Consider the following 21,404-nt stretch of genomic DNA (forward strand, 5'->3'; position numbering starts at 1 on the left):
GCGCACTCCGGTTGCGACACGGCGCTTGCCGCCCGGGAGGGGGACGGGGTGGACTTTCGGATCCTGGGCTCGCTCGAAGCCTGGTCCGGACAGACCCGTCTGACGCTCGGCGGTCCACGGGAACGGAAAGTGCTCGCGCTCTTACTCCTTGACGCCAACCGCACCGTCTCCCTCGCCCACCTGGTCGACGCGCTGTGGGACGAGGCGCCGCCGGCCACCGCGGAGAAGCAGATCCGCAACGCCGTCTCCCGGCTGCGCGCGGTCTTCGAGGCCGGGCCGGCTCAGGCCGGCCACATCACCGTGGAGGGCGCCGCCGGATACCGGATCGAGGTGCCCGAACAGGCCCTGGACGCCGCCGTGTTCGAGCGCGAGACGGCCGAGGCGGATGCCGCTGCCGCCGCCGGCGACCTCGTCGGGGCCGCCGATCTGCTGCGCGCCGCGCTCGACCGCTGGCGCGGGCCCGCCCTCGCCGGGATGACCGGCCGGGTGATCGAGGCGGAGGCCGCCGCCTGGGACGAGCGGCGGCTCGCGGTGCGCGAGACCTACACCGACCACCAACTGGCCCTGGGACGGCACCCCCAGGTCATCGCCGGGCTCTCCGCGCTGGTCGCCGAGCACCCGCTGCGCGAGAGGCCCGCCTGCCAGCTGATGCTGGCGCTGTACCGGGCCGGCCGGCAGAGCGACGCGCTCGCCGTCTTCCACGGGGTGCGCTCCCGGCTCGCCGACGACATGGGCCTGGACGCGGGCCCGGCGATCCACCGGCTGCACCAGCAGATCCTGACCAACGACCCCGAGGTGGCCGCCCCCGGATCCGACCGGCCGCGGCCCGCCGGCCGGCCGCAGGCCGCCGACGAGCCGCCGGTGCCCCGCCAACTGCCCGCCGCCGTGCGGCACTTCACCGGCCGCGACCGGCACCTGAAGCTGCTCGACGAGGTCGCCTGGCGCGGCGCGGAGTCCGGCGGCACCGCGGTGATCTCCGCGATCGGCGGCACCGCCGGGATCGGCAAGTCCGCGCTGGCCGTGTACTGGGCGCAGACCAACGCCGACCGGTTCCCGCACGGCCAACTCCACGTGAACCTGCGGGGGTTCGCACCCGGCGCCCGCCCGATGACGGCCACCGAGGCGCTGCGCGGCTTCCTGGTCGCGCTCGGCGTGCCGGCGGCCGGCGTCCCGCAGCAGCTCGACGCCCAGACGGCGCTGTACCGCAGCCTGCTGGCCGGCCGCCGGATGCTGGTGCTGCTGGACAACGCCCGCGACAGCGACCAGGTCAGGCCGCTGCTGCCCGGCACCCCGAGCTGCGTGGTGGTGATCACCAGCCGCAACCAGCTGACCGGCCTGATCGCCGCGGAGGGCGCCACTCCGATCGCCCTTGACCTGCTCAGCCCCGCCGAGTCCTACGACCTGCTCTCCCGCCGGCTGGGCCCCGAGCGCACCGCCGCTGAACCCGAGGCGACCGCCGCGCTGACCGAGCTGTGCGCCCGGCTGCCGCTGGCGCTCGGCATCGCCGCCGCCCGCGCCATCGTCACCCCCACGCTGTCGGTCGCCGACCTGGTCGCGGCGCTGGCCGACGTGCGCGACCGGCTGGACATCCTGGACACCGGGGACGCCGGCACCGATCTGCGGGCGGTGTTCTCCTGGTCGTACGAGCACCTGACCGAGCCCGCCGCCCGGCTGTTCCGGCTGCTGTCCCTGCACCCGGGGCCCGACGTGTCGGGCGCCGCCGCCGCGAGCCTGGCCGGGATCCCGCCGGCCGAGGCCGGCCGCGCGCTGCGCGAGCTGACCCGGGCGCATCTGGTGGTCGAGCACGTCACCGGCCGGTTCACCTTCCACGACCTGCTGCGGGCGTACGCGGCCGAACTGGCCGGCCGGCACGACGGCGACGAGGTGCGGCGCGACGCCGTGGTGCGGCTGCTGGACCACTACCTGCACACCGCGGTCGCCGCCGAGCGGCTGCTCGTCCCCGGTCCGGCGGCGCCGCCGCCGGACGGACCGGCGGCCGGGACCCGGCCGGAGCGGCTCGGCGACGCGCGGCAGGCGGCCCGCTGGATGGACCAGGAGCACCAGGTGCTGCTCGCGGTCGCCGCGCACACCGACGTCTACGGGTTCGACGCCCGGTCGAGCCGGCTGGCCTGGATCGTGATGAGCCTGTTCGGCCGCCGCGGGCCGCAGCCGCCCACCGACAAGGGCCCGGCGGGCGCGCAGGTCCCGGCGCGCGACACGCCGGAGCCGGCATCCGGGGCCCCGGCGCCCGGCGGCCTCGCCCGCGAGGCGTGGCAGGGCGGCGCTCCGGCCCGGGTGCACCGGGGGCTCGGCCCGCACTACTCCTGGCTGGTCGAGTACCCCGACGTGCTGGCCCACCTGGAGCGCTTCGCCGCGGTCTACCGCGACCTGGACGACCAGACCGGCCTGGCGCACATCCACTTCGGCACCGGCGCGGTGCTCGAACAGCGTGGCCGCCACCCCGAGGCGCTCGACCACGCCCGGCGGGCGCTCGACCTCTTCGTCGCCGTGGACCACCGCGGCGGGCAGGCCAGGGCCCGCAACGCGGTCGGCTGGCTGCACGCCAGGCTCGGCGACCACCCGAGCGCGATCGCCCACTGCGGGCAGGCACTTGAGCTCTACCGCGAGCTGGGCGACCGCCCGATGCAGGCCGTCACCCTGGACAACCTCGGCTACGCGCAGCACTGCCTCGGCCGGTACGAGCAGGCGGTGCGGGCGTACGAGCAGTCGCTCGCCCTCACCCGCGAACTCGGCGATCCCTACGAGGAGGCCATCACACTGAGCCACCTCGGCGACACCCACCAGGCCCGCGGCGACCGCGCCGCCGCGGTCGCCGTCCGGGACCGGGCGCTGGCCATCCTCGACGGCCTGAGCAGCCAGGACGCGGAGGCACTGCGCGCGGCCACCGACCTCTGACCCGGCTCCCGCCAGGCCGGGTTGACGGCCACTGCTTGTGTCTGGCACGCTTTTCTCGGTGACCAGGTCTGTCACAAAGCAGCTTCCGTGCGGTGCTTCTCCCGCATCCAGGACAGCTGCTTTTCTGTTTTCCGCACCCGCTCCCGAGCAGCGCAGCGCGCAACAGCACTGACACCGCACGGCCGCCACCGGCGGTCACCGGCTCTGCTCCGGTGCCGTCCCGTGGCCAGTACCACCGCACGATCGGTCCCTCATCCAAGGCCAGTCAACCGAAGGTGGTTCCTCCCATGACGCAGGAAAAGGTCGCTCTGATCACCGGCAGCTCGCGTGGCATCGGCAAGGCCATCGCCGAGCGGCTCGGCGCCGACGGTGTCAGCGTCGTCGTCAACTACCGCTCGGACGCGGAGTCGGCCGCCAAGGTGGTCGCCAAGATCGAGGCCGGCGGCGGCCGGGCGGTCGCCGCCCAGGCCGACGTCGCCGACCCGCAGCAGTTGCGCGGCCTCTTCGACGTCGCACAGCAGACGTTCGGCGGTCTCGACATCCTGGTGAACAACGTGGGCGTCGGGCAGTTCGCGCCGATCGCGATGGCCACCGACGAGGAGTTCGAGCTGCACTTCCAGACCAACACCCGGGCCGCGTTCGTGGCGATGCGCGAGGCGGCCAGGCGGCTGCGCGAGGGCGGCCGGATCGTGGTGATCTCGTCCGGCATCGTCACCAGCCACCGGCCGACCGCGGGGCTCTACACCGCGAGCAAGGCGGCGGTCGACTCGCTGGCGGCGACGCTGGCCAAGGAGGTCGGCAGCCGCAGGATCACCGTCAACAGCGTGCTGCCCGGCGTCACCGCCAACACCACCGAGGGCGACAACGTGCCGAACGAGGTGCGGCAGCAGATCCTCTTCCAGACCCCGCTCGGCCGGCTCGGCGAGCCGGAGGACATCGCCGACGTGGTCGCCTTCCTCGCCTCCGACCAGGCCCGCTGGATCACCGGCCAGACCCTGAACGCCGGCGGCGGCATGTTCTGACCTGCCGGCGACGCGGCCGGCCGGGCATCGGCTCCGGTGCCCGGCCGGCCGCGTCGCGTGCGTCGGTGTGATCCTCATCACCGCCCGCAGGCGATGTCACACCCGGACCGCCGGAACCTCTCTTGGGGGCATGAGCTGAGCGTCGCAAGGAAGCGCACCGGGCTCGATCGCGTACGAGGCCCGGTCGTCTTACCCGGGACCACGGGTCTCACCGCGTACGACCACGTGACCGTGAGCGCCTGTCACGCCCACGGCAAGGAGGAATTGTGAACAAGTTGCGGGGCAACCCGTGGGCGATCCTGACGGTACTGTCCATCGGGTTCTTCATGACACTGCTCGACCTGACGATCGTCAACATCGCCATCCCCGACATGGTCGACCACCTGAACGCGTCGCTCGACCAGATCCTCTGGATCACCAATGCGTACACCCTGGCGCTTGCCGTACTGATGATCACCTCCGGCCGGCTGGGTGACCTCAGCGGCAAGAAGAACCTCTTCATCTACGGTGTCGGACTGTTCACCGTGGCCAGCCTCGCCTGCGGCCTGGCCCAGGACCCGGGGCAGCTGATCACCTTCCGGGCCATCCAGGGCGTGGGCGCCGCGATGCTGCTGCCGCAGACCCTGTCCCTGATCGTCGACGTCTTCCCGGCCGAGAAGCGCGGTGTCGCGCTCGGCGTGTGGGGCATCGTGGCCGGCGTGTCCGGCGCGGCGGGCCCGACGGTCGGCGGCCTGCTGGTCACCAAGCTGGACTGGCGGTGGATCTTCTTCGTCAACATCCCGCTGGGCGTGCTGTGCATCATCGGCGCCGTGATGTGGTTCCCGGAGCCCAAGCGCCAGGTCAGGCACCGCTTCGACGTGCCCGGTGTGGTGCTGTCCTCGCTGGCGCTCTTCCTGCTCTCCTTCGGCCTGATCGAGGGCGAGAAGTACGACTGGAACGGCTGGATCTGGGCCACCATCGGCGCCGCGTTCGTGGTCGGCGGGATCTTCCTGGTCTACCAGAAGGGCCAGCAGGACAACGAGCCGCTGGTGCCGTTCTCGCTGTTCAAGGACCGCAACTTCACCATCATGAACTTCATCGGCATCGCGATCTCGTTCGGCATCGTGGGCCTGTTCCTGCCGATCACCGTCTATCTGCAGTCGGTCCTGGGATACAGCGCGCTCAAGGCCGGTGTGGTGCTGCTGCCGCTGTCGGTCGGCACCTTCGTGATGGCCGGGCCCGCCGCGGTGCTGGCCCAGAAGCTCGGCGGCAAGTACGTCCTGCTGACCGGCCTGCTGCTGTTCGGCGGTGGCCTCGGCTGGATCATGGAGGTGGCCGACGTCGGCAAGAGCTGGACCGGTCTGGTCGCGCCGCTGTTCATCATGGGCATGGGCGCCGGCTGCACCTTCTCGCCGATGGCGGCGGAGGTCATGCGCAACGTGCCGCCCAAGCTCACCGGCGCCGCCTCCGGCGTCAACAACGCGCTGCGGCAGGTCGGCTCCGTGCTGGCCGGCGCCGTGGTCGGCGCGGTGCTCCAGGGGCAGCTGGCCTCCTCGCTCAAGGACCAGGCCAAGCAGCGGGCCGGCGACGTACCGGCGAGCTTCCGCCCGGAGTTCCTGAAGGGCTTCGACTCGGCCGGCAAGCACCTGGAGGTCGCCGGCAACACCTCCGGCTTCAAGCTGCCCTCCAACGTGCCCGCCTCCGCGGCCCGGCAGATCCAGGAGGCCAGCACCTCGGTGTTCGGCCACGGCTTCATCGACGCGATGCGGCCGACGCTGCTGGTCTCCGTCGGAGTGATGGCGCTCGGCGTGATCAGCTGCCTGTTCGTGCAGAAGTTCGACCACGACTCGGCGAACCCGCACGGCCTGCCGATGACCGACGAGGAGATCGCGGCGGCCGAGGCCGCCGCGGCCAACACCACGGACGCTCCTCCCGTGCACAGCTGACGGTCACCGTTGCGGCACGCGACCCGAGGCGGGCGCCGTGCCTTCGCCCTGGCGGCGGAGGCGCGGCGCCCGCTTCGGCGTGTCCGCGGTGTGCGCTGTATCTGACGTGTCTGACGTGTCCGACGTCTTCCACCTGTCCGAGGTCCCGAGGGGACGATTGCCGCCATGCCCGAAGTCCCGTACGACGACGCCATCAACGAGGCGCTGGAACGCCTCGACCACGCCGGGTTCTTCTTCGGCTCCGGCAACCAGCTCCGCGGCTTCGCCATCCACGCCCCGATGGGCGCCGAGGCCCTGGCCACCCTCGGCCGCGGCGAGCAGGTGCCGGGGTGGGTGGACTGGTACGCGGCGCAGCGGGGCCTGGGCCTGCTGCCCGACCCGTTCGCGCCGATCGACCCGGCCGACACGTCCTCCTGGCGCGGCGCGCTGGGGGAGACCCGGCGGCTGGCCGACTGGGCCACCCTGTTCCGGCACGAGATCGACGGACTCGGCTGGTACGAGACGCTGGTGCGGTGGTGGCCGCGGCTGACCCCCGGCATGCTGGCCGGCCTGACCCACGGCCTGATCAGGACCTCGCACGCGGTCCGCAGCATCGTCAGCGTCGACAAGCCCAGCATGATGCAGCTGCACGAGCTCGCCAACGGTCTCGCCTTCTGGGCCGCGATGTACCAGCCGCCGAGCAGCGCGATGGCGGTCGGCGCGCGGGTGGTCGGCACCGTCAAGACGCTCGGCCGGCAGCCCGCCTCCAAGCTGTTCGGGCCCGCCGACGCCAAGCTCGACCAGTCGGTGGACGCCGCGCTCGCGGAGCTGGCCGCCATCGGGGCCGGCCGCTATCTGCTGGTACGCGGCGGCGGCAATCCGGTGCCCGCGATCCATACCGTCACCGCGCCCGCCGCGCTGCGGATGGTGCTGCCGCACCTGCCGTCCCGGTTCGCCCGGCCCTCGTACCACGCGGTGCGCGACGTGTCGGGGACGCTGCTGAACATCTTCACCGGCCGGGCCGCCGACCCGTCATCCGCGCCGGTGGACGGCGCGGATCCGGACGTGCAGCGGCGGGTGGTGGAGGCCGCGGTGGAGCTGCGGGACGAGCACGCGATCAAGATCGCCGAGGCGGCGCTGCGGGACTACCCGGTCAACCCCGACCCGCGGTATTTCGCCGCCGCGCACCACGCCCTGACGCTGCTCGGCGGCTCGCTGCGCTGAGCGGGTCGCCGGCCGGTCCCGCGGCGGATCGCGGCCCTCCTGGCATTCCGCCCAACCCCCGTCTGGCCAGCGGACTTTGTCAGTGCTTGGGAGTAAAATCGAGAGTGTTCGAAAGGGTTGGCCCGACGCCCCAGGAGGTTGCCGATGGCCGTTGCCGTCCTGCCCGTAGTAGTCACTCTGCCGAAGAAACCGCTGCCCGCCGGAAGGCCGCGCGAGTGGTATGTCGCGCACAACCGCCGGCTGAAGACCATGCGCCTGGTGATCGCCCTGCTCGACTCGGGGGTCTACGACCCGTCCCAGGCCGGCGACCGGCGGATCCGCGCCACCGCCGACCGGATAGGCGTCCACCCGCCGTCGGACATCACCTGCAGGATGGTCCGCGGCCTGCTCAACTACGGCCGCTGACCGGGCTGTTCGACGCCCTCTTCGTCGTCTTCGTACGGCGGAGGGGGCGCCGCCGTCAGTGCGGCCAGGATCTTGCCGAGCGCGGATTCCAGATGCCGGCGCTCGTCGTCGGTGAGCTCGGCCGTCACCCGCTGCTCCAGCTCCCGGCGGGCGGTCTGGATCGGCTGCCGCGCCGCCCTGCCCTGCTCGGTCAGCCACAGCCGGACCAGCCTGGCGTCATGCGGGTCGGGCCGCTTGCCGATCAACCCGGCCGCCTCCATCCGGGCGGCTGACTTCACCACCGTCGGGGTGGCCACCCCGAGCCGCTCGGCGAGCCGCCCCGGGGTCAGGCCGTCGGTCTCCCAGAGCACCTCGAGCAGCAGGTTCTGGCCCACCCTGACCCCGTGCCTGCTCATCGCCTCGTCGGAGGCCGCACGCAGCAGTTTGTGCGTACGGGTCATCAGCCGCAGGACATCGCTCATGCCCGGAGCGTAACCGAGCGCGGTCGGGCCGCCGGTTGACGCGTGCCGGGACCGGTCCTAGGGTCATCGTTAGCCAGCTAACGATAGCTGGCTCATGAACTCCCCCCTGCCCGGAAGACCGGAAGAGGCGCGAACGACCATGACCGGCGAACCACTGAGCTTCGGCATCAAGACCACCCCGGTGCACACCGGTTACGAGGACCTGCTGCGGGTCTGGCAGGAGGCCGACGCCGTCCCGCAGATCGAGCACGCCTGGCTGTGGGACCACCTGCTGCCGCTGTTCGGACCGAAGGACGGACCCGCCTTCGAGGGCTGGACGCTGCTTGCCGCGCTGGCCGCGCAGACCAGAAGGCTGCGCGTCGGCCTGCTGGTGACCGCCAACCCGATCCGGCCGCCCGCCGTACTGGCCAAGATCGCCGCCACCACCGATGTGATCTCCGGCGGTCGGCTGGTGGTCGGCATCGGGGTCGGCGGCACCCGGCAGCCGGCAGGGGCCGGCGGGGTGCCGGGCGACAACCCGGCCGTCGCCGAATACGCGGCCTACGGCCTGCCGGTGGTGTCGCCGGCCGAGGGCCTCGCCCGGCTGGACGAGACCTGCGAGGTGATGCGGCGGCTGTGGAGCGGCGAGGTCTTCGACTTCGACGGCCCGCACACCACCCTGCGCGGGGCCCGCTGCTTCCCGGTGCCCGTCCAGCGGCCCGGGCCGCCGCTGCTGATCGGCGGCTGGGGCGACCGCACGCTGCGGCTGGTGGCCCGGCACGCCGACCTGTGGAACATCCCCGGCCCGCCGCACAACCCGGTCGAGTACATCGCGGAGCGCTCCGCGGTGCTGGACGCGCACTGCGCCGACCTCGGCCGCGACCCGGCCGCGATCACCCGTTCCGTGCAGACCCACGTCCGCTACGACGACCCGGCCGCCACCCGCGCGGTGGTCCGCGACCTGGCGCGAATCGGGGTGCGCCACCTGGTGCTGAACCTGCCGCAGCCGATCCCGCAGGGCGTCGCCCGCTGGCTGGCCGACGAGATCATCGACCCGGTGCTCGCGGACGAGCAGGTGGCCGCCGGCTGAACCGGGGTTCCCCGGCCCCGCCGGTCACACCTTGCGGTAGTCGTACGCCTCCGCCGCCGCTGCCTCGACCGCGTCCAGGTCGGCCCCGGCGGAGGCGGTGACCACCGCGGCCACCGCGCCCTCCAGGAACGGCGCGTCCAGCAGCCGGGTGCCCGGCGGCAGCTCGTCGTCGGCGAGCAGCGCCTTGACCGTGAGGACGGCGCTGCCCAGGTCGGCGAGCACCGCCACGCCCGCGCCGCGGTCCACCGAGCGGGCCGCGGCCGTGATCAGGTCGGAGCTCGTTCCCAGGCCGCCGTCCGGGCTGCCGCCGGCCGGTGCCACCGCGACCTCGGGGCCGCCGCCGGTCAGGCCCACGGCGAGCTGTGCGACGGCGGTGGCCACCGGCGCGCTGTGCGACACCAGGACGATGCCGACCATCGGTGCCGCCATCAGGCGTCCTCCCCGGTGCGGGCCGCGTCGGCGAGCGCCGTGACCAGCAGCGCCGCCGAGGTGGCGCCCGGGTCCTGGTGGCCGACACTGCGCTCGCCCAGGTAGCTGGCCCGGCCCTTGCGGGCCCGCAGCGGGATGGTGGCCTTGGCGCCGTCGTCGGCCGCCTGCGCCGCCGCGGCGAACGCCTCGGCCGCGGAGCCGCCCGCGTCCAGCGCGCCGGTCAGCGCGTCGAGGGCCGGCAGCAGCGCGTCGAGCATCGTCTTGTCGCCGGGGGCCGCGCCGCCGAGCTGCGCCACCGCGTCCACGCCGACCCGCAGCGCGTCCCGCAACCGGGCGGCCGGCACCGCCGGCTCGTCGCCGAGGTCCTTGCCCGCGCGGCGCAGCAGCGTCCCGTACAGCGGGCCCGACGCGCCGCCGACCGTGCTGATCAGCGTCCGCCCCACCAGCACCAGCACACCGCCCGGCGTGTCCGGCGGCTCCTGCTCGACGGCGGTACGGGCGGCGACGAAGCCGCGCCGCATGTTGCCGCCGTGGTCGGCGTCGCCGATGGGGGAGTCCAGCTCGGAGAGGTGCTCGGACTCGCGGTCCACCGCGGTGGCGGCCAGGTCGAGCCAGCGGCGCATCAGACCGGCGTCCACCGGGGAGCCGGGATCAGGGGTGGCGTTCATGTCGGGCGGCGGTCCTTTCCTCGGTACGTCCATGGTGCCAGGCCCCGCCGGGGCCGGACCGGACGGACCGGTCCCGCTCCGGAGCGGCGCGGCGGCCGGCGGCACCGGCGCCGGTCAGCAGCCCCAGCGCAGTGCCGGGGTGGAGACCGGCGCGTCCCACAGCCCGAGCAGCTCCTCGTCCACCTGGCAGATCGTCACCGAGGCGCCGGCCATGTCGAGCGAGGTCACGTAGTTGCCGACCAGGGTGCGGGCGACCGGGATGTTGCGCTCGGCCAGTGCCCGGTGCACCTCGGCGTTGAACCCGTAGAGCTCCAGCAGCGGGGTGCCGCCCATGCCGTTGACCAGGGCGATCACCGGTCCGTCCGGCTCCAGGTCGGAGACCACCGCGTCCACCGCGGCGTCCGCGATCTCGCCGGAGGTCATCATGGCCCGCCGCTCCCGGCCCGGCTCGCCGTGGATGCCGACGCCGAGCTCCAGCTCGCCCTCCGGCAGGTCGAAGGTGGGGCCGCCCTTGGCCGGGGTGCTGCACGCGGTGAGCGCCACCCCGAAGCTGCGGGACGCCTCGTTGACCCGGCGGGCGATGCCGGCCACCCGGTCCAGCGGCGCGCCCTGGTCGGCGGCGGCGCCGGCCAGCTTCTCCACGAAGAGGGTCGCCCCGGTGCCGCGCCGGCCGGCCGTGTAGAGGCTGTCGGTCACCGCCACATCGTCGTTGACCAGGACCTTCGCGACCTGCACGCCCTCGTCCTCGGCCAGCTCGGCGGCCATGTCGAAGTTCAGCACGTCACCGGTGTAGTTCTTCACGATGAACAGCACCCCGGCGCCGCTGTCCACGGCCGCGGCGGCCCGCACCATCTGGTCGGGCACCGGCGAGGTGAAGACCTCGCCGGGACAGGCGGCGTCCAGCATGCCGCGGCCGACGAAGCCGCCGTGCAGCGGCTCGTGCCCGGAACCGCCGCCGGAGACGAGGCCGACCTTGCCCTCGTAGGGCGCCCCGCGGCGTACGATCACCCGCCGCTCCACATCGACGGTCAGCTCCGGATGCGCGGCGGCGATCCCGCGCAGCGCGTCGGCGACCACGTTCTCTGCCACGTTGATCAACATCTTCATGGGGACCTCCTGGCGGGAGCAGCACTCCCTTTCGACTGTACTGACCCCCGGCCCCCGGCGCCCCGCTTCAGACCTGCCAGCTCCAGTCGGCGACCTCCGGCAGGTCGGTGCCGTGCTCGCGGATCCAGGCGTGGTGCCGCAGCCGGACGTCCTCCATCGCCTGCCGTACCGGGGCGGCCCGCACCGCGAGCCCCGGCACCCGGTCGATGACGTCCATCACCAGCCGGTAGCGGTCCAGGTCGTTGCGCACCACCATGTCGAACGGCGTGGTCGTGGTGCCGATCTCCTTGTAGCCGCGGACGTGCAGGTCGCTGTGCCCGGTCCGCCGGTAGGCCAGGCGGTGGATCAGCCACGGGTAGCCGTGGTAGGCGAAGATCACCGGCTTGTCGGGGGTGAACAGCGCGTCGTAGTCGGCGCTCGACATCCCGTGCGGGTGCTCCGCGGCGGGCAGCAGCCGGGCCAGGTCCACCACGTTGACCACCCGGACCGCCAGCTCGGGCAGATGCGCGCGCAGCACCTGCGCCGCGGCCAGCACCTCCTGGGTGGGGACGTCGCCGGCGCAGCCCAGCACCACGTCGGGCTCCCGCAGGCCGTCCTCGGTGCCGGCCCACTCCCAGATGCCGGCGCCGCGGGCGCAGTGCGCGCGGGCCGCGTCCATGTCCAGCCAGTCGAAGCAGGGCTGCTTGCCGGCCACGATGACGTTCACGTAGTCCCGGCTGCGCAGCGCGTGGTCGGCGACCGACAGCAGGGTGTTGGCGTCCGGCGGCAGGTAGACCCTGACCACCTCGGGCGACTTGTTCAGCACGTGGTCGATGAAGCCCGGGTCCTGGTGCGAGAAGCCGTTGTGGTCCTGCCGCCAGACATGCGAGGTGAGCAGGTAGTTCAGCGCGGCGATCGGCCGCCGCCAGGTCAGCGCGCGGGTGGTGCGCAGCCACTTGATGTGCTGGTTGACCATCGAGTCGACGATGTGCACGAACGCCTCGTAGCAGGAGAACAGCCCGTGCCGTCCGGTCAGCAGGTAACCCTCCAGCCAGCCCTGGCAGGTGTGCTCGGACAGCATCTCCATCACCCGGCCGTGCGGGTCCAGGTGCTCGTCCACCTCCAGGGTCTGCTCCTGCCACGCCTTGCCCGAGGCCGAGTAGACCGCGTCCAGCCGGTTGGAGGCGGTCTCGTCCGGGCCGACCAGCCGGAAGTCGCGGCGGTCGGCGGTGCCGGCCATCAGCTCCTCCAGCAGCGCCCCCAGTACCCGGGTGGGCTCGTGCATGGTGGCGCCGGGACGCTCCACGGGCACCGCGAACCGGTCGAGATCGGGCACCGGCAGGTCGCGCAGCAGCAGGCCGCCGTTGGCGTGCGGGTTCGCGCCGAGCCTGCGCTCGCCGTCCGGGACGCAGGCCAGCACCTGCTCGCGCGGGCGCCCCTCGGTGTCGAACAGCTCCTCGGGACGGTACGAGCGCAGCCACTCCTCCAGCTGCCGCAGGTGCTCGGGGTTGGTCCGCACCTCGGACAGCGGCACCTGGTGGGCCCGCCAGGTGCCCTCGACCGGCAGCCCGTCCACCACCGCCGGGCCGGTCCAGCCCTTGGGCGTACGCAGGACGATCATCGGCCAGCTCGGGCGCTCGGTGGCGCCCTCCTCGCGGGCGGCCCGCTGGAAGCCGGCGATCCGGTCGAGCGCGGTGTCCATCGCCGCCGCCATCGCCCGGTGCACCTCCTGCGGCCGGTCGCCCGAGACGTACAGCGGGTCGTGGCCGTGGCCGCGCAGGAAGGCGTCGAGCTCCGCCTCGGGGAGCCGGGCGAGCACGGTGGGGTTGGCGATCTTGTAGCCGTTGAGGTGCAGGATCGGCAGGACGGCGCCGTCGTGCACCGGGTCGAGGAACTTGTTGCCGTGCCAGGACGTGGCCAGCGGGCCGGTCTCGGCCTCGCCGTCGCCGATCACGCAGGCCACCAGCAGGCCGGGGTTGTCCAGCGCGGCGCCGTAGGCGTGCGAGAGCGCGTAGCCCAGCTCGCCGCCCTCGTGGATCGAGCCGGGGGTCTCCGGGGCGACGTGCGAGGGGATGCCGCCGGGGAAGGAGAACTGCTTGAACAGCCGCGCCATGCCGGCGGCGTCCCGGGTGATGTCGGGGTAGGTCGCGGTGTAGGTGCCGTCCAGCCAGGAGTTCGCGACCACCGCCGGGCCGCCGTGCCCTGGCCCCCACACGCAGATCGCGTCCTGGTCCCGGGCCCTGATCACCCGGTTGAGGTGGGTGTGCACCAGGTTCAGGCCGGGGGAGGTGCCCCAGTGGCCGAGCAGCCTCGGCTTGACGTGCTCGGGGCGCAGCGGCTCGGTCAGCAGCGGGTTGTCCATCAGGTAGATCTGGCCGACGGCGAGGTAGTTCGCCGCCCGCCAGTGCGCGACCAGCGCCTGGAGCTCGTCCTCGCCGAGCTTGCCCGGGCTGGCGGCGGCGGACTTCCTCTTCGGCGTCTTCGGCATCTCATCCTCCGCGGGATCGTGGTGGGGCGGGCCGTCTTCCTCCACGTCCCCGCATCGCGCACCGGCAGTCCCAGCATCACGGAACCGGCCGCGGCGCACGACCGCACGGCGCCGCCGCTCGGCCGGCCGGGTTAACCCGCGCCCGGGTGGCCTCAGCGGGCCGAGACCCGGATCTTCGGGGTCGCCGCGAAGGCCGCCGTCGGCGTCATCGGGACACCGCGTACGGACACCGCCTCATCGGTGGCGACCTCGGCGCAGGCCGGGTGGCGGGTGGCGGTGCGGCCGTGGGTGTCCGGGTCGGGAGCGGTCGCGGCACGGGACGGGCGGGCCGAGGGGGAGGCGGCGGAGCCGGTCTTCGCGTCGTCGCCGGGGTCGCTTCCCGCGTCGCCGGCGTCCGTCCCGCCTGCGCTCGTCTCACCGCTGCCCGTCCCGCCGGCCGGCGGGGGCGAGCCCGTCACCTTCAGCGGCAGGTCGGCGGCGATCGCCGCGAACAGCCGCCGGGCGGCCGGGGAGGCCACCACCCGGTCCGGGTCGTCGGCGTCGGGCAGGCTCGGCATCGTGGTGAACGCGACCTGCGCGGAGGGCACCTTGCGCAGGTCGTTCGCCAGGCTGACCAGCCGCGGCACCGCGGCGAGGCCGGTGTCCACGGTCAGCGCCCCGGTCGCCGCGTCGGCCAGAGCCAGCAGCCCCGCCGGGTCGGACAGCGATCCGCCCTCCCGCAGCCGGCCGGCCAGCGCGCTCAGGAACAGGTGCTGCGCGTCGGTGCGCCCCAGGTCGCTGCCGTCGCCGAAGGCGTGCCGGGAGCGCAGGAACTCCAGCGCGGCCACGCCTTGCAGGGAGTGCCGGCCCTTGGCCAGCTTCAGGTGCGAGTAGGGGTCGTAGACATCGCGGTCGACGCAGACCGGCACGCCGCCGACTGCGTCCGACAGCCGCACCACCCCGGAGAAGTCGGCCATCATGAAGTGGTCGATCGGGATCTTGGTCAGCGCGTGCACCGCCGCGACCGTGCAGCCGGGGCCGTACTGGAGGGTGGAGTTGATCTGGCCGCGGCCGGCCCGGGAGACGCTGCCGTCCGGCGCACGGCAGGCCGGCAGCCGGGTCACCGTGTCGCGCGGGATGCTCAGCACCGCGGCGTGCGAGCGGTCGGCGGCGATGTGCAGCACCATCTCCACGTCCGCGTTCTGGCCGGGCCCGCAGCCGCCGCCGAGCCGGCAGTCCGCCGTGTCGGCGCGGGAGTCGGAGCCGATCACCAGGACGTTGATCGGTGTCCTGCCGAACGCGTCGGGCTGCTCGGTGCCCGCGTCGCCGCCGATCCCGGCGAACAGCGGCAGATCGCGGATGTTGCCGTTCAGCCGGATGTAGAGGACGGTGCCGGCCGTCGCGACCAGCAGCACCGCCACCGACGCCGCCACCGCCGTCCAGCGCGTCACCCGCCGCCATCCGGCCCGTCCCAGCGCCGTCGCACCCTGGCCCGCCGGCCGTCCCGTGCCAGTGGTGCCGCGCCGGTCGTCATCGTGCTCGTCGGCCATACGTGTGCGCGCCCTCGCCTTCGTCCGCGGACCGGTGGACAGGCGCCCACCAGCGGAATTGCAGTATCACCCACGGCGGCGGCGATTCCCGGCTGCCCGCCGGGCGGGGTGTCGGCCGCCGCGCGGGCCTGGTCCGGGCGGCCTTCGGGACGGCGTTCATGTCCCGTATCGGTCTCCGCCGCACGGCGGTTCGCGGTTACCGTGGGGCTCACTCAAGGAGGCCGGCATGGGCGACGCGGATCCGGGGCTGTTCGGGCCCGACTCGGTGACCTGGCAGCTGCACGGCGACCCCGTCATGTGGGTGGCCGGGATCCGGGCGCTGTACCTGCAGGCGCTCCACCCGCGGGCGGTGCGCGGTGTCGTGCAGAACTCCGACTTCCGGCAGGACACCTGGGGCCGGCTGATGCGCACCGCCTCCTTCGTCGGCGAGATCACCTACGGCACCACCCTCGCCGCCGAGCGGGCCGGCGCCCGCATCCGCGGCATCCACCGCAGGCTGTCGGCCGTGGATCCGGACACCGGCGAGACCTTCCGGGTGGACGACCCGGAGCTGCTGCTGTGGGTGCACTGCGCCGAGATCGACTCCTACCTCCAGGTCGCCCGCCGCTCCGGCTACCCGCTGACCGACGGGCAGGCCGACGCCTACGTGGACGAGCAGCGGACGGCCGCCCGGCTGGTCGGGCTCGACCCGGCCGAGGTGCCGGCCGGCACCGGGGAGCTGGCCCGCTACTTCGAGAAGGTGCGCCCCGAACTGGCCGCCACCCCCGAGTCGCAGGACGTCTACGACTTCCTCAGCGCGCCGCCGGTGCACTGGACCCTGGTGCCGGCCCGGCTGGCGCTGTGGCGGACGGTCGGCGGCACCTCCTTCGCGGCGCTTCCGCCCTACGCCCAGGAGCTGTACGGCCGCCGGCCCGGCTCGCGGGCGGCGGCCGACCGCAGGCTGCGCGCCACCGGCCGGCTGCTGCGGACCATCCCGGCCGGGCTGCGCTGGCAGCTGCCGCCCGGGCACATCCTCAAGGCGGTCGGCCGGCTCGGCCCCGGAACCCATCCTTCCGCGCACCGGCTCCGGATGCGGGCCGCCGTTATGCCCTGATGCCCTGTCCCGCTTTCGACCGGTCCCGTCCATACTGGGTCCGGGGAAGCACCGAGGACCACGGGGGCGGCGCACGCGATGGCGGCTGGAGACCACGACAGGCACCAGGCAACGGACGGCAGGACGACAGGCGGGCACAGCACCCTCATCCAGGGCCGCTACCGGCTGCACGAACTCATCGGCCGCGGCGGCATGGGCGAGGTCTGGCGCGCGCTCGACGAGTCGCTGGGCCGCCGGGTCGCGGTCAAGTGCCTCAAGCCGCTGGCGCCGGCCACCGACGCGGGCCTGAACCGGGTGCTCCAGGAGCGGTTCCGCCGCGAGGCCAGGGTCGCCGCCGCGCTCCAGCACCGCGGGATCACCGTCGTGCACGACTTCGGCGAGCACGACGGCGTGCTGTTCCTGGTGATGGAGCTGCTCGACGGCCGCAACCTGCTCCAGGTGCTGGACGACGCCCGCCGCCACCCGCTGCCGCTCCCCGACATCAGCGACATCGCCGAGCAGGTGGCCTCCGCCCTCGCCTACACCCACGACCAGGGCATCGTGCACCGGGACCTGAAACCGGCCAACATCATCCGGCTGGCTGACGGGGCCGTGAAGATCTGCGACTTCGGCATCGCCAGGCTCGGCCACGACATCGGCTTCACCTCGCGGCTGACCGGCACCGGTGTGGCGATGGGCACCCCGCACTACATGTCGCCCGAGCAGATCGGCGGCTCCGGCGAGGTCGACCACCGCAGCGACCTGTACTCGCTCGGCTGCGTGCTCTACGAACTGTCCACCGGGGCACCGCCGTTCGACCTCGGTGACGCCTGGTCGATCCTGGTCGGCCACCGCGACACCGCCCCGGAACCGCCGCGCGGCAAGCGCCCCGAGCTGCCCGGCGAGCTGGAGCGGCTGATCCTCGACCTGCTCGCCAAGGACCCCGACGACCGCCCGCAGAACGCGGCGGACGTCTGCGGCCGGCTCAAGGCGATGCGCGCGGCGGCCGGCGCCACCGCCGCGGTCCGGCTGCTGCCGCCGGCCGAACTGCCGCCCTGGGCAAGGACACTGACCACCGGATCGGCCGCCGCCTCGACCCGCACCCAGCTGACCGGGCCGCCGCCGCGGCACGAGCTCACCGGCGCCTGGTCCACCCGCGCGGCGGCCGGCACCGCCGATCCCGAGACGCTGGCCGAGCTGGCCGACCGGCACGCGGAAGGCATCGACCTGGCCAGGGTCGGCAACTGGCGGCAGGCGTACGACCTGCACACCGCGGTGGCCGCCGCCCGGGACCGCGCGCAGGGCGCCGACCACCCCGACACGCTGGCCAGCCGGCACGAGGCCGCCTACTGCCTGACCCGGCTCGGCCGCACCGAGGAGGCGCTGCGGCTGTACGCGTACGTCGCCGAGGCGCGCGGCCGGGCGCTCGGCCCCGACCACCCCGACACGCTCGCCGCCCGGCACGAGGCGGCCTACGCGCTGGGCAGGCTCGGCCGCCACCTGGAGGCCCACCAGGAGTACGCCGCCGTGCTCGCCGCCCGCGAGCGCACCGTCGGCGCCGACCACCCCGACACCCTCCAGTGCAAGCACAACCTGGCCTTCAACCTCGGCCAGCTCGGCCGCGCCGAGGAGGCGCACACCATGGCCGTCGCGGTGGCCGAGGCCCGCGCGCGCGTGCTGGGCGCCGAGCACGCGGAGACCCTGGTCACCCGGTTCGAGGTCGGCTACAGCCTCGGCCGGGCCGGCCGCTGGGCCGAGGCGCTCGACCACCACCGCGAGGTGGCGCAGACCCGGGCCCGGGTGCTGGGCGCCGACCACCCCGACACGCTCGCCGCGCGCTACGAGACCGGCATCTGCCTGGGCCGGCTGGGCCGCAGCGCCGAAGCCCTGGACCTCTACGAGGAGCTGGTCGAGGCCAGGACCAGGACGGCCGGCTCCACCGATGCCGAGACGCTGCGGGCCCGGCACGCGCTCGGGGTCAACCTCGGTCGGCTCGGCCACTGGGAGCGCGCGCTGGCCGAGGCCCGGGACGTGGCCGCGGTGCGCGAGCGGGTGCTCGGCCCGGTGCACCCCGACACGCTCACCAGCAAGCGGGAGATAGCGATCGGGCTCGGCTGGCTCGGCCGCTGGTCGACCGCGCTCACCGTCTACCACGAGGTGGCCGAGGCCCGCGAGCAGGTGCTCGGCCCCGCCCACCCGGACACCCTCACCAGCCGGAACGACGAGGCGCACTGCCTGGAGCAGCTGGGCCGCAGCGCCGAGGCCCGGGCGCTGTGGGACCGGGTCGCCGCCCAGCAGCAGGGCGCTCCGCAGCGCCTGTGACGGGGGCGGCTTCCCGCGCCCGCCGCTTTCCGCCGAGCGTGAACCGGCTCGGCTCCGCCGGCCGTGCCGCCTACCCTCGGTCCATGGCTGAGATGACGGCGTACGAGGTCAACGGAGTGCTGCTGGCCTGCGAGTTCGCCGGTCCCGCTGACGGGCCGCCGGTGCTGCTGCTGCACGCGCTCGGTGAGAACCGCGGCTCGTGGCGCGAGGTGGCCGCCGGGCTCGCCGCGGACGGCTGGCGGACCGTCGCCGTCGATCTGCGCGGCCACGGGGACAGCGGACGGCCGGGGGAGTACACCTTCGAGTCGATGCGGGACGACGTGCTCGCCCTGCTCGACACGCTGGGCCTGGCCCGGGTCACGGTGGTGGCCCACTCGCTCGGCACGATCCCCGCCTCGCTGGTGGCCATGGACCGGCCGCACGCCGTACGGCGGCTGGTGCTCGAAGAGGGCCCGCTGCCCTTTCCCGCCGACCCGCCCCGGCCGGTGCCCGACCCGCCGCAGACCCCGCCCGACGGCTACGACTGGCGGTTGCTGCCCGCCGTCGCCGTCCAGCGCAACGCGCCCGCGCCCCGGCACTGGGACGGGCTCGCCGAGATCACCGCGCCGACCCTGCTGATCGCCGGCGGCCCTGACAGCCACCTGCGGCAGGACCAGCTCGTCCAGGTCGCCGACCGGATCCCCGGCGCCCGGCTGGTCACCATCGAGGCGGGCCACATGGTGCACGACGAGCGACCGGCCGAGTTCCTGGCCGCCGTCCGGGAGTTCCTGGCCGAGGACGACCAGGCCCCCGCCGCCAGGTGAACCCGCCCTTCCCGCCGCGGCCGTCGCCACCCAGAATGATCACCGGGTGGGCCGGCCCCACCGCGGAGACGGCGAGAGGGAGCAACCAGTGGACGACCGGGGCGACGGGATCCGCGTGATGACGTGGAACGTGTGGTGGCGGTTCGGCCGCTGGCAGGACCGGCGGCACGCGATCCTGCACGTGCTGCGCGAGGAGCGGCCCGACGTGCTGGCCCTCCAGGAGGTGTGGGCGAGCGAGCAGGAGAACCTGGCCGGCTGGCTGGCCGACGAGCTGGGCATGGAGTGGGTCTGGTCGCGCTCCCCGGTGCAGGACCGCTGGCACGGCCGCAACGGCGGCGACACCAGCGTGGACGTCGGGATCGCGGTGCTCAGCCGCTTCCCGATCCTGGAGACCGCCGAACGCCGGCTGCCGGCCGGGGACGCCCCCGGGGACGCGCCCGACGACGGCAAGACCGCGCTGCACGCCCTGATCGACGCGCCCGGCGGACCACTGCCGTTCTTCGCCACCCACCTCAACTCCGGCCCCGCCGACTCCGGGGTGCGCTGCCTCCAGGTCAGGGAACTGGCGGCGTTCGTCGCCGAACGGGCGCCGCGCGGCGGCTACCCGCCCGTGGTCGGCGGCGACTTCAACGCCGAGCCCGACTTCGACGAGGTCCGGCTGTTCGGTGGCTACCGGACCAGAGGTCCGGTGCCCGGCCTGGTGATGATCGACGCCTGGCGGTTCGCCGCCCCCGGCACCGAGGGCGGCACCTGGGACATCACCGACCAGGGCGAGGACGGCTACCCGTACTGGCACTCCAGGATCGACTACCTGCACGTGGGCCTGTCCCGCAGGGGCACCGGCGGCCGGGTCCGCGCGGTGCGCCGCACCGGTGACCGGCCGGTGGACGGCGTGTGGCCCTCCGACCACGCCGCCGTCGTCACCGACCTGGACACCCCCCGGCGCACCGCCTGACAACCGGGCTCACACCGAACCGGGCGCCGGACCCGCCGCCGCCTGACCGCGGTGGCCGGGACCGGCGGCGGCACCCTCCCGCCACTCGACGGCCAGCGCCCGCGCCGGGTTGCCGGTGAATATCGTCTCGGCGGCCTTCGCTCCGAGTTCCTTCTCGATTCTCGGCCGCAGGGTGTGCAGCAGGTACGGCATGCCGGGACCGCCGCCGGTGGCAGCCCGGCCGGCGGCGCTCGTGGTGTCGCCGCCCAGCAGCAACTGCTCGGTGTGGCCGGCCTCGGCGAGCGCCACCAGCCCCTCCACCATCTGCCAGTCGGTGGCGTGATGGGCCCGGCTGGGCCCGTCGAAGGCCAGATAGGCGCCCGAGGCGGCCAGTTCGCGGTGCACCCCGGGATCCGGGAACCGGTTCAGATGGCCGAGCAGCAGGCTGGTCACCGGCACCCCGGACTCGCCGTGCAGCAGCTCCAGCACGTCGAGCGCGGCGGTGCCCATCTCGTGGTGGATGCCGATCGGGGCGCCGGTGGCGTGGTGCGCCTCGGCCGCCGCGGCCATCACCCGTCTGGTGTGGTCGTCGAGGCCGTGGAACATCCCGGCGACCTTGATCATGCCGGCCTTCGCGCTGCCGCGCGGCCCGTCCGGGTCGTCCCCCGCGAGCATGCCCTCCGTCAGCTCGGCGACGAAGAACGCGGCCAGCCCGTCCCGGTGCAGCCGGTCCAGCAGCGCCGGATCGTAGTGCGCGGCCTGGTGCAGCCCGGTCGCGGCCACCACATGCACCCCGGCGGCCCGTGACGCGGCGGGCAGTTCGGCGGCCCTCCGGCCCATGCCGAACGGCGTCCACTGCGCCACCGCCGTCCCGCCGAGCTCCCCGAAGGCGTCGAGTTCGGCGCCGGCCGCCACCGGATCGTCCAGCGCCACGTCCGGCACGGCGGGAATGCGCAGGAAGAGGTGGTCGTGGGCATCGGTCACCCCCAACTCCCCGGGCGCGATGTCGCCGAGCACCGTCCGGACCGCCGCCCGCCCCTCGCCGACCTGCTCACCCGGCATCTGACCCGTC

Annotated in this window: 17 protein-coding genes; 10 read left to right on the forward strand and 7 right to left on the reverse strand. The window is 74.2% G+C overall.

Going from position 1 to position 21,404, the window contains the following annotated elements; genetic code table 11:
• Positions 1-48: 48 nt before the first annotated feature.
• From ACQPW6_RS36605 to ACQPW6_RS36625, 5 genes are all read left to right on the forward strand, one after another.
• Positions 49-2,916 (forward strand): AfsR/SARP family transcriptional regulator, encoded by a 2,868-nt coding sequence (locus ACQPW6_RS36605; protein ID WP_433894036.1) that lies wholly within the window; start codon positions 49-51, stop codon positions 2,914-2,916.
• Between the two features lie 287 nt (positions 2,917-3,203).
• A complete protein-coding gene (locus ACQPW6_RS36610; RefSeq protein WP_433894037.1) occupies positions 3,204-3,938 on the forward strand; it encodes an SDR family oxidoreductase in 735 nt (244 codons plus the stop codon).
• 266 nt (positions 3,939-4,204) lie between these two features.
• Positions 4,205-5,863, forward strand: coding sequence for an MFS transporter (locus ACQPW6_RS36615; protein ID WP_433894038.1), 1,659 nt, complete (start codon positions 4,205-4,207; stop codon positions 5,861-5,863).
• A gap of 165 nt (positions 5,864-6,028) precedes the next feature.
• Positions 6,029-7,066: a hypothetical protein gene (locus tag ACQPW6_RS36620; protein WP_433894039.1), complete on the forward strand. Its 1,038-nt coding sequence runs from the start codon at positions 6,029-6,031 to the stop codon at positions 7,064-7,066.
• Positions 7,067-7,210: 144 nt separating this feature from the next.
• Positions 7,211-7,471 carry a hypothetical protein gene (locus ACQPW6_RS36625; protein ID WP_433894040.1) on the forward strand — a complete coding sequence of 87 codons (261 nt, stop codon included), beginning with the start codon at positions 7,211-7,213 and terminating at the stop codon, positions 7,469-7,471.
• On the opposite strand, the gene ACQPW6_RS36630 is transcribed toward ACQPW6_RS36625, so the two are convergent.
• Positions 7,459-7,932, reverse strand: coding sequence for a MarR family winged helix-turn-helix transcriptional regulator (locus ACQPW6_RS36630; RefSeq protein WP_433894041.1), 474 nt, complete (start codon positions 7,930-7,932; stop codon positions 7,459-7,461). The two genes, ACQPW6_RS36625 and ACQPW6_RS36630, sit on opposite strands and share 13 nt — an antisense overlap.
• A gap of 139 nt (positions 7,933-8,071) precedes the next feature.
• Between ACQPW6_RS36630 and ACQPW6_RS36635 the strand changes: the two genes are divergently transcribed.
• Positions 8,072-9,001, forward strand: a complete 930-nt coding sequence (locus tag ACQPW6_RS36635; protein ID WP_433894042.1) for an LLM class flavin-dependent oxidoreductase — start codon at positions 8,072-8,074, stop codon at positions 8,999-9,001.
• 24 nt (positions 9,002-9,025) lie between these two features.
• Here ACQPW6_RS36635 and ACQPW6_RS36640 read toward each other — a convergent pair whose 3' ends face one another.
• The 5 genes from ACQPW6_RS36640 to ACQPW6_RS36660 all read right to left on the reverse strand — a co-directional run bounded on the left by ACQPW6_RS36640 (position 9,026) and on the right by ACQPW6_RS36660 (position 15,201).
• Entirely contained in the window at positions 9,026-9,430 is a 405-nt protein-coding gene (locus ACQPW6_RS36640; protein ID WP_433894043.1) for a PTS-dependent dihydroxyacetone kinase phosphotransferase subunit DhaM, read from the reverse strand.
• Entirely contained in the window at positions 9,430-10,098 is a 669-nt protein-coding gene (gene dhaL / locus ACQPW6_RS36645; RefSeq protein WP_433894044.1) for a dihydroxyacetone kinase subunit DhaL, read from the reverse strand. Before dhaL ends, ACQPW6_RS36640 begins: the two co-directional genes overlap by 1 nt.
• A 114-nt stretch (positions 10,099-10,212) precedes the next feature.
• Positions 10,213-11,205, reverse strand: coding sequence for a dihydroxyacetone kinase subunit DhaK (gene dhaK / locus ACQPW6_RS36650; protein ID WP_433894045.1), 993 nt, complete (start codon positions 11,203-11,205; stop codon positions 10,213-10,215).
• A gap of 67 nt (positions 11,206-11,272) precedes the next feature.
• Positions 11,273-13,672 carry a phosphoketolase family protein gene (locus ACQPW6_RS36655; RefSeq protein ID WP_433894046.1) on the reverse strand — a complete coding sequence of 800 codons (2,400 nt, stop codon included), beginning with the start codon at positions 13,670-13,672 and terminating at the stop codon, positions 11,273-11,275.
• Between the two features lie 152 nt (positions 13,673-13,824).
• The gene (locus ACQPW6_RS36660; protein WP_433894047.1) at positions 13,825-15,201 is read right to left on the reverse strand and encodes an LCP family protein; all 1,377 of its coding nucleotides are present in this window, start codon (positions 15,199-15,201) and stop codon (positions 13,825-13,827) included.
• 226 nt (positions 15,202-15,427) lie between these two features.
• On the opposite strand from ACQPW6_RS36660, the gene ACQPW6_RS36665 reads away from it, so the two are divergent.
• From ACQPW6_RS36665 to ACQPW6_RS36680, 4 genes are all read left to right on the forward strand, one after another.
• Positions 15,428-16,294, forward strand: a complete 867-nt coding sequence (locus ACQPW6_RS36665) for an oxygenase MpaB family protein (RefSeq protein ID WP_433894048.1) — start codon at positions 15,428-15,430, stop codon at positions 16,292-16,294.
• A 78-nt stretch (positions 16,295-16,372) separates the two neighbouring features.
• A complete protein-coding gene (locus ACQPW6_RS36670; RefSeq protein ID WP_433894049.1) occupies positions 16,373-18,595 on the forward strand; it encodes a tetratricopeptide repeat protein in 2,223 nt (740 codons plus the stop codon).
• An 83-nt stretch (positions 18,596-18,678) separates the two neighbouring features.
• Positions 18,679-19,398: an alpha/beta fold hydrolase gene (locus tag ACQPW6_RS36675; protein ID WP_433894050.1), complete on the forward strand. Its 720-nt coding sequence runs from the start codon at positions 18,679-18,681 to the stop codon at positions 19,396-19,398.
• A gap of 118 nt (positions 19,399-19,516) precedes the next feature.
• Positions 19,517-20,353 (forward strand): endonuclease/exonuclease/phosphatase family protein, encoded by an 837-nt coding sequence (locus ACQPW6_RS36680; protein WP_433894777.1) that lies wholly within the window; start codon positions 19,517-19,519, stop codon positions 20,351-20,353.
• Between the two features lie 9 nt (positions 20,354-20,362).
• On the opposite strand, the gene ACQPW6_RS36685 is transcribed toward ACQPW6_RS36680, so the two are convergent.
• The gene (locus ACQPW6_RS36685; RefSeq protein WP_433894051.1) at positions 20,363-21,394 is read right to left on the reverse strand and encodes a phosphotriesterase family protein; all 1,032 of its coding nucleotides are present in this window, start codon (positions 21,392-21,394) and stop codon (positions 20,363-20,365) included.
• Between the last annotated feature and the right edge of the window lie 10 nt (positions 21,395-21,404).

It is taken from the genome of Streptomyces sp. CA-111067, assembly GCF_050956065.1.
Lineage (GTDB): Bacteria > Actinomycetota > Actinomycetes > Streptomycetales > Streptomycetaceae > Actinacidiphila.

Bases quoted from the DNA above. Each gene is read 5' to 3' on its own strand.
- ACQPW6_RS36670 (WP_433894049.1), top strand. From the start codon at position 16,373: ATGGCGGCTGGAGACCACGACAGGCACCAGGCAACGGACGGCAGGACG.
- ACQPW6_RS36620 (WP_433894039.1), top strand. From the start codon at position 6,029: ATGCCCGAAGTCCCGTACGACGACGCCATCAACGAGGCGCTGGAACGC.
- ACQPW6_RS36625 (WP_433894040.1), top strand. From the start codon at position 7,211: ATGGCCGTTGCCGTCCTGCCCGTAGTAGTCACTCTGCCGAAGAAACCG.
- ACQPW6_RS36640 (WP_433894043.1), bottom strand. From the start codon at position 9,430: ATGGCGGCACCGATGGTCGGCATCGTCCTGGTGTCGCACAGCGCGCCG.
- dhaK (WP_433894045.1), bottom strand. From the start codon at position 11,205: ATGAAGATGTTGATCAACGTGGCAGAGAACGTGGTCGCCGACGCGCTG.
- dhaL (WP_433894044.1), bottom strand. From the start codon at position 10,098: ATGAACGCCACCCCTGATCCCGGCTCCCCGGTGGACGCCGGTCTGATG.
- ACQPW6_RS36635 (WP_433894042.1), top strand. From the start codon at position 8,072: ATGACCGGCGAACCACTGAGCTTCGGCATCAAGACCACCCCGGTGCAC.
- ACQPW6_RS36685 (WP_433894051.1), bottom strand. From the start codon at position 21,394: ATGCCGGGTGAGCAGGTCGGCGAGGGGCGGGCGGCGGTCCGGACGGTG.
- ACQPW6_RS36675 (WP_433894050.1), top strand. From the start codon at position 18,679: ATGGCTGAGATGACGGCGTACGAGGTCAACGGAGTGCTGCTGGCCTGC.
- ACQPW6_RS36660 (WP_433894047.1), bottom strand. From the start codon at position 15,201: ATGGCCGACGAGCACGATGACGACCGGCGCGGCACCACTGGCACGGGA.
- ACQPW6_RS36680 (WP_433894777.1), top strand. From the start codon at position 19,517: ATGACGTGGAACGTGTGGTGGCGGTTCGGCCGCTGGCAGGACCGGCGG.
- ACQPW6_RS36655 (WP_433894046.1), bottom strand. From the start codon at position 13,672: ATGCCGAAGACGCCGAAGAGGAAGTCCGCCGCCGCCAGCCCGGGCAAG.
- ACQPW6_RS36610 (WP_433894037.1), top strand. From the start codon at position 3,204: ATGACGCAGGAAAAGGTCGCTCTGATCACCGGCAGCTCGCGTGGCATC.
- ACQPW6_RS36665 (WP_433894048.1), top strand. From the start codon at position 15,428: ATGGGCGACGCGGATCCGGGGCTGTTCGGGCCCGACTCGGTGACCTGG.
- ACQPW6_RS36630 (WP_433894041.1), bottom strand. From the start codon at position 7,932: ATGAGCGATGTCCTGCGGCTGATGACCCGTACGCACAAACTGCTGCGT.